Annotated in this window: 10 protein-coding genes; 5 read left to right on the top strand and 5 right to left on the bottom strand. The window is 71.6% G+C overall.

Features of this window, described 5'->3' with window-relative positions; translation table 11 throughout:
* Window positions 1–548: 548 nt before the first annotated feature.
* Both EU555_RS14410 and EU555_RS14405 read right to left on the bottom strand, forming a co-directional pair.
* Entirely contained in the window at window positions 549–1550 is a 1002-nt protein-coding gene (locus tag EU555_RS14410; RefSeq protein WP_135415326.1) for a CmpA/NrtA family ABC transporter substrate-binding protein, read from the bottom strand.
* Entirely contained in the window at window positions 1547–2182 is a 636-nt protein-coding gene (locus tag EU555_RS14405; protein ID WP_135415325.1) for an ANTAR domain-containing response regulator, read from the bottom strand. Before EU555_RS14405 ends, EU555_RS14410 begins: the two co-directional genes overlap by 4 nt.
* Window positions 2183–2336: 154 nt before the next feature.
* On the opposite strand from EU555_RS14405, the gene EU555_RS14400 reads away from it, so the two are divergent.
* From EU555_RS14400 to tkt, 3 genes are all read left to right on the top strand, one after another.
* Window positions 2337–2975, top strand: a complete 639-nt coding sequence (locus EU555_RS14400; protein WP_135415324.1) for a hypothetical protein — start codon at window positions 2337–2339, stop codon at window positions 2973–2975.
* Between the two features lie 97 nt (window positions 2976–3072).
* Window positions 3073–4923 carry a glycoside hydrolase family 15 protein gene (locus tag EU555_RS14395; RefSeq protein WP_135415323.1) on the top strand — a complete coding sequence of 617 codons (1851 nt, stop codon included), beginning with the start codon at window positions 3073–3075 and terminating at the stop codon, window positions 4921–4923.
* An 81-nt stretch (window positions 4924–5004) separates the two neighbouring features.
* Window positions 5005–7083 (top strand): transketolase, encoded by a 2079-nt coding sequence (gene tkt, locus EU555_RS14390; protein ID WP_135415322.1) that lies wholly within the window; start codon window positions 5005–5007, stop codon window positions 7081–7083.
* Window positions 7084–7473: 390 nt separating this feature from the next.
* Here tkt and EU555_RS14385 read toward each other — a convergent pair whose 3' ends face one another.
* Both EU555_RS14385 and EU555_RS14380 read right to left on the bottom strand, forming a co-directional pair.
* The gene (locus tag EU555_RS14385; protein ID WP_135415321.1) at window positions 7474–8127 is read right to left on the bottom strand and encodes a metallophosphoesterase family protein; all 654 of its coding nucleotides are present in this window, start codon (window positions 8125–8127) and stop codon (window positions 7474–7476) included.
* Between the two features lie 35 nt (window positions 8128–8162).
* Window positions 8163–10112, bottom strand: coding sequence for a putative bifunctional diguanylate cyclase/phosphodiesterase (locus EU555_RS14380; RefSeq protein WP_167858547.1), 1950 nt, complete (start codon window positions 10110–10112; stop codon window positions 8163–8165).
* 540 nt (window positions 10113–10652) lie between these two features.
* Between EU555_RS14380 and otsB the strand changes: the two genes are divergently transcribed.
* Together otsB and EU555_RS14370 are read left to right on the top strand one after the other, a co-directional pair.
* Complete coding sequence (gene otsB, locus EU555_RS14375; RefSeq protein ID WP_135415319.1) at window positions 10653–11405, top strand: trehalose-phosphatase; 753 nt, start codon at window positions 10653–10655, stop codon at window positions 11403–11405.
* A 67-nt stretch (window positions 11406–11472) separates the two neighbouring features.
* A complete protein-coding gene (locus EU555_RS14370; RefSeq protein ID WP_135415318.1) occupies window positions 11473–11895 on the top strand; it encodes an FKBP-type peptidyl-prolyl cis-trans isomerase in 423 nt (140 codons plus the stop codon).
* Between the two features lie 207 nt (window positions 11896–12102).
* On the opposite strand, the gene EU555_RS14365 is transcribed toward EU555_RS14370, so the two are convergent.
* Window positions 12103–12825 carry an ABC transporter ATP-binding protein gene (locus tag EU555_RS14365; protein ID WP_135415368.1) on the bottom strand — a complete coding sequence of 241 codons (723 nt, stop codon included), beginning with the start codon at window positions 12823–12825 and terminating at the stop codon, window positions 12103–12105.
* Window positions 12826–12835 lie beyond the last annotated feature (10 nt).

Here is a 12835-nt window from a genome sequence, read left to right as displayed (position 1 = left end):
CCGGCCGCGCGGATGCGGGCCCACAGGGGAACTCGGGTCAGCGGCTCTGCTGACGGTCGGTGCCCGTCGACGCTGACGGACGAGAGGTGAGGAGCACGTTCCGTGCCAGTCGCCCGGCGGGCCGTTCAAGTGGCTGACCTTGAAATGATTCCCGGCTTGCCCGGAGGTGCCGGCGGAGCAGCGTGGCCGGTTGCTGCGATGCACAAATGATGGGCTAGTGGATGGGGAATGGGCAGATCCGTCGTGATTAAGGCTTGGGCAGACCGAGAGGTGGCGCCCCGATGGGCAGCGATCGGCCGAGCGCCCCGTTGCTCCGCGGGTGTTCCGGGTCGGATGCGAGCGTTCGACGCTCGGACGCAATGCCGGGGCGGCGCAGCGGAACCCGGGATCCATAACCACCGGTGTTCGAGAGAGCTGGAACGCGTTCCGCCTCGGCCTGCAGAGTCAGCCCTGTGGATCCCGGGCTCTCGGCTGCGCCGAGCCGCAGGACGACGCGGTGAGGTTTTGATCGAAGGGCCGAAGACTGTCCTCTGACAGTGGATCAGGGCTCACGCTACCGCAAGCAGGTCTGGCTTATACAGCCCTGCCGCCTCCACCGGTACCGCCGCCGCGTCGATCTGCCCTGCCGCCGTCATCTCCTCGACCAGCCACCCGAGGGCCGAGGGATCGGGGGTCAGCTCCGCCTCGCCGAGCGCCAGGTACTCGCCCGCCTCGACCAGGGACCCGCCCGGCGCGAGCCGCAGGGAGCCCGCGAGGCCGCGCAGGATCAGCGCCGGATCGAGGCCGAGATGGCGGGGGGCGCCGAGCAGGGCGGCCAGTTCCTCGTGGTTTCCGGGCTCGCCGCACCAGCGGGCGGCGCGCTTGAGCGCCCGCAGCAGCGGGGCGGCCCGGTCCTCCATCTCGGCGGGGAGCGCCAGCACCTTCTCCGGGCAGTCGGGCGCGATCACGGCGCCGAGGGCCGCGATGCGGCCGACCCCGGCCTCGACCGCGACGGTGTTCCACGGCGCGCCGACGCAGAAGCCGTCGATCAGGCCGCGCTCCAGCGCCTCGACGGTGCGGGGCGGCGGCACCACGACGAGGCGGACCGCGTCGAGGCGGCTGCCGCCGAGCGCCAGCAGGCGCCGCCACTGGTAGGTGTGGCTGGAATAGGGGTGGACGGTGGCGAGCGTCAGGGGCGCGCCGGCGGCGGCGCGGGTCTCTGCGATCCGGGCCAGCGCGCGGGCCACGTCGGCCAGGGCGTCGGATGCGGCATCCAGCGCCCGCCAGAGCGGCAGCGACAGGGTGACGGCGTTGCCGTTGCGGGCGAGCGCCGCCGGGGCGATCAGCCGGGCCTGGGGCCCGCTGAGGCCCAGATGGCAGGCGAGCGCCAGCGGGGCCAGCATGTGGGCGCCGTCGAGGAGGCCGAGCGCCAGGTGGTCGCGCAGGGTGGCCCAGGAGGGTTCCGCCACCAGGTCGACCGCGATCCCCTCCTCCGCCGTGAAGCCGCGCTCCACCGCCGCGATCAGCGCCGCGGCGTCGGTGAGCGGGACGTAGCCGAGCTGCAGCCTCATCCGAGCAGGTCCGCGGCGGTCACGATGGCGCGGGCGATGTCGACGATCTTGCGCTTCTCGTTCATGGCCTTGCGCCGGAGCTGCCGGTAGGCCTCGTCCTCGGTCAGCCCCTTGGCGCTCATCAGGATGCCCTTGGCGCGTTCGATCAGCTTGCGGTCGGCCAGCTCGCTGCGGGCCTCGGAGAGCTCGCGCTGCAGCCGCGCGAAGGCGTTGAAGCGCAGGATCGCGATCTCGATGATCGGCTTGATCCGCTCGGCGCGCAGGCCGTCGACGATGTAGGCCGAGATGCCGGCATCCACCGCCGCCTGCATCATCGGCGTGTCGGTGCGGTCGACGAACATCGCCACCGGCCGCTCGACGAGGCGCGAGACGCCGAACATCTGCTCCAGGAGGTCGCGGCTCGGGCTCTCGAGATGGATCACCACCACGTCGGGCGAGAGGGCGGAGAGCCGGTCGAGGAGGTCCGCGGTGTCGGGGATCACCACCACCCGGGCTCCCTCCACGGCGCGCAGGCCCTCCTCCAGGATCGCGGCCCGGGCGCGGCTCGGGTCGACGACGGCGATGACGAGATTCTCCCCGGAGGACGAGGCCGGAGCGGGGCTTGCCGGAGGGGGAGTTGCGCGGTCGGGCATGTCGGTGTCGGATCACGCAAATGTCGGGCCGTGGGAGGCGGGGGCCGGACCGTCGGCCCGGGACGTCATCCCAGACACGAAAGCGCAAAGAAACGGCCCCGCTTCGGCCAGAAACCGGTGCTTCATTCCGGCCACGGTCAAGCGGGAGGTTCGGATGCGGCAGAACGGGCGGATGCGCAAGCCGACGGCGGCGAACGCCATCGGGACCCTGCCGGGCGCCTCGCGGGGCTACCTGCCGCTCCTGCCGACCGCCTGCGTGGCGGTCTGCCTGGCGGCCGGCTCGCTCTACTGGCGCGGCGCCCCGCCGCGGGCGCCGGAAGGGCACGTGGCGGCCGTGCAGCCGCTGCCGCCGGGGGCCGACCTGTTCCGCAGCGTCCCGGACGGCGAGGGCCGGGTCCGCGCGCCCTACCCGCTCGAGTTCGAGCAGCAATTCCCGCTGATCGCCAGCCTGCCGGCCGAGACGGCGGCGCCGGTCCTGCCGGTCGCCGAGGTCAAAGCCGACAGCAGGACGCTCCGCCGCACCGCCGCCCCGCCGCGGTCCCGGGCGGTGCCGTCCCTCGCGGGCCTGCGCCCGCCGGCGCGGCCCGACGAGCTGAAGGTCGTCAAAGCCTCGCCGGAGAAGGCGCAGGAGGCGACCCGCACGGCGAGCGCCGGCGCGGAGGGTGAACGCCCCCTGCCCTGGCTGCCCTTCGCGCCGACCGGCCGGATGGTGGCGCAGACCATGGTGGCGCTCGGCGACGGCGTGACCAATGCGGGCGCCGCGATGATCGACCTGATCGACCGCCGGCGCTGAGCCGGTCGGATCCGAGATCCGCCGGGCCCGCGACCTGTTGGACCTTACGCGAAGGCCGCTCTAGCTAACCGCGTCACGGCATCGTTCGGGACGCACCATGGCGCTGCTCATCGAGGATTACGCGCTCGTCGGCGACGGGCGCAGCGCCGCCTTGATCGGGCGCGACGGCAGCGTCGACTGGCTGTGCTGGCCGCGCTTCGACGCCTCCGCCTGCTTCGCCGCCCTGCTGGGCACCCGCGAGGACCACGGCCACTGGCGCATCGCGCCCGCCGCCACGGCGACGAGCACGCGGTGCTACCGCGAGAACACCCTGGTCCTCGAGACCACCCACGAGACCGCCGACGGCGCGGTGCGGGTCATCGACTACATGCCGGTCGAGGACGGCACCCACCTGGTGCGCCTGGTCGAGGGCGTGCGCGGCCGGGTGGCGATGCGCATGGACCTGGTGGTGCGCTTCGACTACGGCTCCGCCGTCCCCTGGGTGTCGCGCAGCGAGAACGACGACCTCCGGGCGATCGCCGGGCCGAACAAGCTGGTCCTGCGCACCCGCGCGCCCCTCAGGGGCATCGGCCAGACCACGGTGTCCGCGTTCACCGTCGAGGCCGGGCAGAGCGTCGCCTTCGTGCTGAGCTACGGGCTCTCGCACGAGGAGGATCCGCCGCCGATCGAGCCCCGCAAGGTGCTGGCCGCCACCACCGACTGGTGGCGCTCCTGGTGCCGGCGCTGCCACGGCGGCACCCCCTGGGACGACGTGCTGACCCGCTCGCTCCTCACCCTCAAGGCGCTGATCTACCGGCCGACCGGCGGCATCGTGGCCGCCCCCACCACCTCTCTCCCGGAGCAGATCGGCGGCGTGCGCAACTGGGACTACCGGTATTGCTGGCTGCGCGATTCGACGTTCACGCTGCTCGCGCTCATGGATGCCGGCTACCTCGACGAGGCCCGGGCCTGGCGCGACTGGCTCACCCGGGCGGTGGCCGGCAGCCCCGAGCAGGCCCGCATCCTCTACGGCATCGCCGGCGAGCGCCTGCTGCCGGAGATCGAGCTCGACTGGCTGCCCGGCTACGAGGGCTCGCGCCCGGTGCGGATCGGCAACGCCGCCGCGCAGCAATTCCAGCTCGACGTCTACGGCGAGCTGTTCGACGCCCTGTTCCAGGCCCACCAGCGCGGCATGCAGGCCGATGCGTCCGGCGTCCGGGTCGGCCGCGCCCTCCTCGATCACCTCGAACGGGTCTGGCGCGAGCCCGACGAGGGCATCTGGGAGGTGCGCGGCGGGCGCAAGCACTTCGTCCATTCGAAGGTGATGGCCTGGGTCGCCTTCGACCGGGCGATCCGCTTCTACGAGACCCAGACCGCCGGCGAGCCGACGAGCGGCGACGCCGAGGCGGTCGCGCGCTGGCGCGCCAACCGCGACGAGATCCACCGCGAGGTCTGCGAGAAGGGCTTCGACAAGGATCTCAACAGCTTCGTGCAGTATTACGGCGCACGGGACCTCGATGCGAGCCTGCTCCTGATCGCCCATATGGGCTTCCTGCCCCAGGACGACCCGCGGGTCGTCGGCACCGTCGAGGCGATCGGCCGCGACCTGATGCAGGACGGCTTCGTGCTGCGCTACGACACCCAAGGCCAGACCACCGACGGCCTGCCCGCCGGCGAGGGCGCCTTCCTGCCCTGCAGCTTCTGGTACGCCGACAACCTGATCGGGCTGGGCCGGCGCGAGGAGGCCCGCGCCCTGATCGAGCGGCTGCTCTCCCTGTGCAACGACGTCGGGCTGCTGGCCGAGGAGTACGACCCGGTCCGCAAGCGCCAGGTCGGGAATTTTCCGCAGGCGTTCAGCCACGTCGCGCTCGTCAACACGCTTCTGAACTTCAGTCGGGCGATCGGACCCGCTAAGGAGCGCGGCGGAGACCCGGACGCTTCCGGGCATCCGGGCGAGAGCGGCCCGTGATGCACCCGCAGGCGGCCCAGGAAGCCGCGACCTGAACCCGGTCGCGGCGCCCTGCCCTATCCTCAAGTCACGAGGCCCCAGATGAGCGCAGCCGACACCAAGCCGAAGGCCGGCACCAGCGAGATCGACCAGCGCAGCATCGACACGATCCGCACGCTGACGATCGACGCGGTGCAGAAGGCGAATTCGGGCCATGCCGGCGCCCCCCTGGGGCTCGCCCCGGTCGCCTTCACCCTGTGGAACCGCTACCTGCGCTACGACCCGGCGCATCCGCACTGGCCGAACCGCGACCGCTTCGTGCTTTCGGTCGGCCACGCCTCGATGCTGCTCTACAGCCTGCTCCACCTCGCCGAGGTGGCGGAGAAGGACGGGGCGAACGCCCCGGCGGTGAGCCTGGAGGACATCAAGTCGTTCCGCCAGCTCGACAGCCGCACCCCGGGCCACCCCGAGTACCACTTCACCACCGGCGTCGAGGTCACGACCGGGCCCCTCGGCCAGGGCGTCGCCAACTCCGTCGGCATGGCGATGGGCGGCCGCTTCCTCGGCGAGCGCCTGGCCTACGGCGACCGGCCGCTCTTCGACTACAACGTCTACGCGATGTGCAGCGACGGCGACCTGATGGAGGGCGTGGCGTCCGAGGCGGCCTCGATCGCCGGGCACCTGCGCCTGTCGAACCTGTGCTGGATCTACGACAACAACACCATCACGATCGAGGGCCACACCGACCTCGCCTTCAGCGAGGAGGTCGCCGCCCGCTTCCTGGCCTATGGCTGGCAGGTGCTGCGCGTCGCCGACGCCAACGACACGGTGGCGGTCGCCCACGCCCTTGAGACCTTCCTGCAATCGGGCGACCGCCCGACGCTGATCATCGTCAACTCGGTGATCGGCTACGGCGCACCGACGAAGCAGGGCACGCCCAAGGCCCATTCGGACGCCCTCGGCCCCGACGAGGTCAAGGGCGCCAAGCGCGCCTATGGCTGGCCGGAGGACGCCCAGTTCCTGGTGCCGGACGGCGTCTACGACAATTTCCGCCAGGGCATCGGCACCCGGGGCAAGGCCCTGCGCGAGGAATGGCTGGCGCTGGTCGAGGAGGTGAAGGCGGGCGACAAGAACCTCGCCCGGGACCTCGCCGCCTATCTCGCCGGCGAGATGCCGGAGGGCTGGGATGCCGACATCCCGGTCTTCCCGGCGGACGCCAAGGGGCTCGCGACCCGCGAATCGTCGGGCAAGGTGCTCAACGCGCTCGCCAACCGCGTGCCGTGGCTGCTCGGCGGCTCGGCCGATCTCGCGCCGTCGAACAAGACCAAGCTCGAGGGCGATGAGGCCGGGACGCTCGGGCCCTTCACCCCGGGCGGGCGCAACATCCATTTCGGCGTGCGCGAGCACGCGATGGGCTCGATCGTCAACGGCCTCGGCCTCGTGGGCCTGCGCGCCTTCGGCGCCACCTTCCTGGTCTTCTCCGACTACATGCGGCCGCCGATCCGCCTCGCCGCCCTGATGGAGCTGCCGGTCTTCCACGTCTTCACGCACGATTCGATCGGCGTGGGCGAGGACGGGCCGACCCACCAGCCGGTCGAGCACCTGCTGGCCCTGCGCGCCATCCCGGGCCTCGTCACCTTCCGGCCCGCGGACGCCAACGAGGTGGCGGAGGCCTACCGGGTGATCATGCAGCTCAAGCACCAGCCGGCGGTGCTGGCGCTGAGCCGCCAGCCGCTGCCGACGGTCGACCGCCAAAAGTACGCCCCCGCCTCCGGGGTCGCGAAGGGCGCCTACGTGCTGGCCGATTCGGGCGGGGGTCAGCCGGACGTGATCCTGATCGGCACCGGCTCCGAGGTGCAGCTCTGCCTCGGCGCCTACGAGACCCTGACGGCCGAGGGCGTGAAGGCCCGGGTGGTCTCGATGCCGTCCTGGGACCTGTTCGAGCAGCAGGACCAGGCCTACCGCGACGGCGTGCTGCCGCCGGCGGTGACGGCGCGGGTCGCGGTCGAGCAGGGCTCGGTGATCGGCTGGGACCGCTACGCCGGCAGCACCGGCACGATCCTGGGCATGCACACCTTCGGCTCCTCGGCGCCGATCAAGGACCTGCAGACCAAGTTCGGCTTCACCCCCGAGAAGGTGCTGGAGGCCGCGCGCGCCCAGTTGGCGAAGAAGAAGGGCTGAGGCGGACGCGATCCCGGGGGCCTGTCGGGTTCACCCGGCAGGCCTCCTCGTGCTCGAGGAGATCCCGGCGCGGCGCGGCGGAACCGGTGATGTCGCGGTGGTCGGAGGATCCGGCGAGCCTGAGAGCCTGTTTGACCTGCTTGGCAACACTATCCCAACCTCAACCTCATCCTGAGGTGTCAGTCGATGAACATCGACTGACCTCGAAGGAGGCCTCCAGCAATCGCAGTGGTATCTGGAGCCCTCCATCGAGGCTCCTTTCACGTGCGATCTTCGATCGCCAGCACCTCAGGATGAGGTTGTGGCTGGGACGGAACAGACCTGTGCGATGCAGTTTTAGTAATCAAACAAGCTCTGAGAAACTGCGCGAATCCTTGTCCGACGATCGCCCTACCGCACCGCCAGGATCTCCACCGGCGGCCCCTGCTCCTCGGTGAACACGCCGGCGGTGAGGGGACCGCCGAACACCGCGCCCGTGTCGAGGTTCGTGCGGTAGGCCTTCAGCTCCGGCCGCCCGGTCCGCGTCGGGGTGTGCCCGTGCACGACGTGGCGGCCGAAATCGTGGCCGGCGGAGAGGAACGGCTCGCGCATCCACAGCCGGGTCTCGCGGTCGCTCGCCTCGGCGCCCAGCGCCGGGTCGAGGCCGCCATGGACGTACCAGCGCTGCGCGTCCCCGTGCAGGGTCGGCAGGGCGGCGATCCAGGCGACGATGTCGTCGGGCAGGTCGCCGGCCTGCGCGACGCCGTAGGAGGCGAGGGTCGCAGCCCCGCCGTTGATCCGCCACAGGTCGGGACGGGCGCCGGCGACCGCATCGAGCAGCAGCGCCTCGTGGTTGCCCATCAGGCAGGTCACCGCCCCGGGCTCCCGGGCCTGGAGCTCCCGCAGGAGCGCGACCGCGCCGGCGCTGTCGGGGCCGCGGTCGATGACGTCGCCGAGACACACGATGCGGCGCGGCCGTCCGGCGCGGTGCGCCTCGATCCGGGCGAGCAGCAGCCCGAGGAGATCGGCGCGCCCGTGGACGTCGCCGATCGCGTAGGTGAGCATCGCCCCTGCCTTCCTCCCGGGCGCAACCGAAGCGGTCAGGCGACGGCCTGGACCGCCCGGATGGACCGCACCGCCTCGGCGTCGAGGTAGCGCAGGGTGTCGGAAAAGCCCATCGGCCGGTGGAAATGGTACCCCTGCATCAGGACGCAGCCGAGGCTCTCCAGCAGGCGGGCCTGCTCGGGGGTCTCGATCCCCTCCACCACGCAATCGAGCGTCAGGTTGCGGGCGAGCGCCACGATCGACGTCACGATGTCGCGGCAGGCCCGGTCGGTGGTGATCTCGCTGGTGAAGCTGCGGTCGATCTTGAGCTTGTCGATGGGCAGGCGGTGGACGTAGCTCAGGGACGAGTATCCGGTGCCGAAATCGTCGAGCGCGATGGCGATGCCGTTCGCCTTCAGGGTCTCGAGCACGCGCTGCGCCTGGGCCACGTCCTGGATCAGCGCGGTCTCGGTCGCCTCCAGGATCACCCGCCCGGGCGCCAGGCCGCTCGCCCGGATCGCCGCCACGATGCCGGCGGCGGCCTGCGGCGAGGCGACATCCGCCATCGACAGGTTGAAGGACAGGGCGACCCGGTCGGGCCAGGCCTTCGCGGCGGCGAGCGCCTGGCCGAGCAGCACCTCGGTGATGCGGGTGATGAGGCCCGAACGCTCCGCGATCGGCACGAAGACCGCCGGGGAGACCGGCCCGACATCCGGGCTGGTCCACCGCGCCAGGGCCTCGAACGCCACTGTGCGGCCGGTGCGCACGTCGACGATCGGCTGGTAGACCAGCGCCATCTCCTGCGACAGGTCGGCGTGGCGCAGGGCCTGCTCGATCACGCTCTGCGAGCGCAGCTGGGTCTCGTGCTCGACGCTGAACAGCACGGCGGTGCCCCGGTGATGGGCCTTGGCGTAGTACAGGGCGTAATCCGCCCGCTCGACCAGCAAAGCCGCCTTGCGGCCGGCCTCCGGACGGGTCGCGAAACCGATCGAGGCGCCGATCTGGGCGCTGCCGCCGTGGGGCAGCCGGAACGGCGCCGCGAGCGCCGTGCGGATTGCCGTGCCGACGCGCTCGATCGCGGCCGCGCCGTTCACGCTCCGGAGGATGAGGCCGAACTCGTCGCCGCCGAGGCGCGCCACCACGCCCGCCTCTCCCACCACCCCCAGAAGGCGGCGGGCGGTCTCCTGCAAGACGGCGTCGCCGGCGCCGTGCCCGTGGGCGTCGTTCACCGGCTTGAAGCCGTCGAGGTCGACGAGGCCGACGACGAAAGGCTCGCCGCTCCCCTCCGCCTCCGCCGCCGCCTCGTCCAGGGAGGCGAAGAAGCTGCGGCGGTTGGGCAGTCCGGTCAGGGTGTCGAGGTTGGCGAGCCGCAGGTTCTCCCGGCTCAGCCGCTCGAGCTCGACCTGCTGCCCGATCAGCCGGGTGAAGTCGCGGTGATAGGTCACCAGCACGAAGGCGAGGGCGCCGCCGACGATCAGCAGGTTGAGGGCAATGGCCCGCATGACATGGTTGTCGGTGTTCCCGACATGCAGACAGAACGGGATCACCACGATCGCCGTCACCAGCAGGGCCGCGGCCCGCAGATGGGCGAGGCAGAACGCGCAGGCGATCATGGTGGTGGAGACGTAGAGCAGCACGTGCGCCTGCGCGTAGGCGTCGCCGTATTGCATCAGCGCGACGCCCCAGGACATGAAGCCCGCCGCCAGGATGCCGGCCAGCGCCACCGTGGTGCGAAGCTTGGCGGGCGTCCGTTCCTCGTCGATGGGGAGGTGGCGCCGGCGCAGCCACAGCGCGAGGCGCAGGCCGCACACCGTCAGGAGAGCGCCGAGCGGGTAGAGGGTGATCCGGTCCGGCGCGACGCCCAGATAGGTGACCGCGACCGCCGTCGAGTTGATGCCCAGGATGGCGTAGAGAAGCGGCACCTGGTTGTGCAGCGCGCGCATCTGCGCCCGCATCAGGTCCGGGTTGGAACTGTCGACCCGGAACAGGTCGACGATCGTCTGCATCCTGCGCACTGCGCGTCCACCCCGTTCGGGCCGGCCGCCCACGAGACCGTCCCCCCTATCAAAAAGCATACGGGCTTGAATCAAAGGTTACCGCGTGACATCCTATTAGGAGATGACTGTTAGACACTGCGATTTCGCCGGGCCCGGGCGCCAGGTCGCGAGCATTGGCGGGCCGTGCGGCGCGTCGACGTCCACGACCGCCCCGGATGCGCCGGTTGCCAAAGCTTCCCGGCGAGCGTGAGGCAGGCGGCTCGAAGCTGGGGCAACGCTAGGACAACCGTCAGCGAGAACGCGGCGCGTTGCTGTCCGGCTGCTGCGGCCGTGACCGGCCCGCGACACGATGCCGTCCCGCCGGGCTCTTCCCCGCTTTGCTCCGCGAGGCCGGTTGCGGTTTAAGTGCAGCTCACGAAGCTCCCCTCGCGCCGCCGCCGCGGCGGGCCGGCGCGATGTCCGGGTGCGACGCGACAATCCGATGCGGCGCCCGGGCCGGTTGCGGCGTCTCGTCCGGCGACCTCCGGCAGCGACGGGAGACGTGATCCCTTGACCGAGTCCGCCTATGCGCTCTTCCTCGACTTCGACGGCACCCTCGTCGACATCGCGCCCCGCCCGGACCAGGTCGTGGTCCCGCCCGCCCTCCCCTCCGGCCTGGAACGGCTGCGCACCCGCCTCGGAGGGGCGCTGGCGCTGGTGACCGGGCGTCCGATCGCCACGATCGACGGCTTCCTGGCGCCGGAGCGCTTCGATGTCGGCGGCCTGCACGGGGTCGAGCAGCGCCTCGGCGGCCGGATCGTGGGCGGCGATCCGGCCTCGCATCCGGCCCTGCGCGAGGGGGTCGGCACCCTGCAGCAGGCGGTGGCGGACCTCGACGGCGTGCTGATCGAGGACAAGGGCTGCTCGGTGGCCGTGCACTGGCGCCTCGCCGGCGAGGACGCCGCCGCCCGTGCGCAGGAGGCCATCGAGCTGGTCGCCGGCGCGCTCGGCGATGCCTACCGGCTGCAGCGCGGCAAGGCGGTAGCCGAGATCCTGCCCGCCAGCGCCACCAAGGGCCACGCCATCCGGGCCTTCCTGCGCGAGCCGCCCTATGCGGGGCGCCGGGCGGTGTTCATCGGCGACGACCTCACCGACGAGAAGGCCTTCGTGCCGGTCAACCAGGATGGCGGGATCAGCGTGCGGGTCGGGCCCGGCGAGACGGTCGCGCGCCACCGCCTCGCCGATCCGGAGGCGGTGCGGGCGCTGCTCCTCGCCTGGGCCGAGGGCGGGGCGATCGATCCGGAGGCGCTGCCGCTTGCCTGACCGGGGCTTCCGGTCCGGCCGGCGATGCCCTACCTCCGGGGCCTCACGAACAGGAACGATCTTCCCGATGCGCCGTTCGCCCTTCTCCCTTGTCGGAGCCCTCACGATCGCCATGACCGCCTCAGCCTCCGCAGCGTCGTTCACCACCGCCCCGTCCGGCCTCCAGTACAAGGACGAGGTGGTCGGCACCGGCCCGCAGCCGAAGACCGGCCAGACCGTCAGCGTCCACTACACCGGCTGGCTCTACCAGGACGGCAAGAAGGGCGCGAAGTTCGACAGCTCGCTCGACCGGAAGCAGCCGCTCAACTTCGCGGTCGGCACCGGCCAGGTCATCAAGGGCTGGGACGAGGGCCTGTCGACCATGAAGGTCGGCGGCAAGCGCACCCTGGTGATCCCGCCCGACCTCGGCTACGGCGCCCGCGGCGCCGGCGGCGTGATCCCGCCGAACGCGACGCTGATGTTCGACGTCGAGCTGCTCGGCGTGCGCTGAGCAGGCCGAATGCCGGTGCCGATGGCGGCGTCGGTCCCGTGAAGATATCTTGATCGGATCGGGCCTCGAACCGGTTCGCATCGAGCGACCCCGTTCGAGGCCCGGTTCGTGATGGCCCTCCCGTGTCCTCAGGATGAGGTCGCGGGAGGGAGATATCCGGACAGTGACGTGGATTTTTCGGCCTGGATTTTCCGGCCTGGGTTTTTCTCAGACCTCCAGCCACTCCCGCCGCACCGCTTCGTTGGCGCTGAGTGCGGCGGGCGTGCCCTCGAACACCACCTGGCCGTGGCCCATCACGTAGAGGCGCTGCGACAGCTTCAGCGCAATGGTGAGCTTCTGCTCGACCAGGAGCACCGAGACGCCGCGGGCGGCGATCTCGCCGATCATCTCGGCGACGCGGGCGACCATCTGGGGCGAGAGCCCTTCCGTCGGCTCGTCGATCATGATCAGGTCGGGATCGCCCATCAGGGTGCGGCAGATCGTGAGCATCTGCTGCTCGCCGCCCGAGAGCACGCCGCCGGGCGTGTCGATCCGCTCCTCGAGCCGCGGGAACAGCCGGAAGATGTCGGCATAGGACCAGCGCCCGCCGCGCTTCCCGCTCTTCTCGCCGAGCGCCAGGTTCTGGCGCACCGTGAGCTTGGGGAAGATCGCCCGTTCCTCCGGCACGTAGCCGAGGCCCCGGCGGGCGACCGCGTAGGGCTTCAGGCCGGCGATCGGCTGGCCCTTGAAGCGGATCCGGCCGCGGGGCGGCACGTCGCCCATGATCGCCTTGAGGGTCGTCGAGCGGCCGACCCCGTTGCGGCCGAGGATCGACACGATCTCGCCGGCGCCGACCCGGAAGCTCACCCCCTGCAGGATGTGGCTCTTGCCGTAATAGGCGTGCAGGTCCTCGACCTCGAGGAGGGCGGGCGCTGCTCCAACGGCCGGCATCGCGAGGGCG

It is taken from the genome of Methylobacterium nonmethylotrophicum (assembly GCF_004745635.1).
Classification (GTDB): domain Bacteria; phylum Pseudomonadota; class Alphaproteobacteria; order Rhizobiales; family Beijerinckiaceae; genus Methylobacterium; species Methylobacterium nonmethylotrophicum.
Note: the sequence above shows the minus strand (reverse complement) of the source record. Positions and strands in the feature narration are given on the sequence as shown.

Excerpts from the sequence above, each read along its gene's own strand:
- EU555_RS14405 (WP_135415325.1), bottom strand. The coding sequence starts at position 2,182 with ATGCCCGACCGCGCAACTCCCCCTCCGGCAAGCCCCGCTCCGGCCTCG.
- EU555_RS14400 (WP_135415324.1), top strand. The coding sequence starts at position 2,337 with ATGCGGCAGAACGGGCGGATGCGCAAGCCGACGGCGGCGAACGCCATC.
- EU555_RS14395 (WP_135415323.1), top strand. The coding sequence starts at position 3,073 with ATGGCGCTGCTCATCGAGGATTACGCGCTCGTCGGCGACGGGCGCAGC.
- EU555_RS14380 (WP_167858547.1), bottom strand. The coding sequence starts at position 10,112 with ATGCAGACGATCGTCGACCTGTTCCGGGTCGACAGTTCCAACCCGGAC.
- tkt (WP_135415322.1), top strand. The coding sequence starts at position 5,005 with ATGAGCGCAGCCGACACCAAGCCGAAGGCCGGCACCAGCGAGATCGAC.
- EU555_RS14370 (WP_135415318.1), top strand. The coding sequence starts at position 11,473 with ATGCGCCGTTCGCCCTTCTCCCTTGTCGGAGCCCTCACGATCGCCATG.
- EU555_RS14385 (WP_135415321.1), bottom strand. The coding sequence starts at position 8,127 with ATGCTCACCTACGCGATCGGCGACGTCCACGGGCGCGCCGATCTCCTC.
- EU555_RS14365 (WP_135415368.1), bottom strand. The coding sequence starts at position 12,825 with ATGCCGGCCGTTGGAGCAGCGCCCGCCCTCCTCGAGGTCGAGGACCTG.
- EU555_RS14410 (WP_135415326.1), bottom strand. The coding sequence starts at position 1,550 with ATGAGGCTGCAGCTCGGCTACGTCCCGCTCACCGACGCCGCGGCGCTG.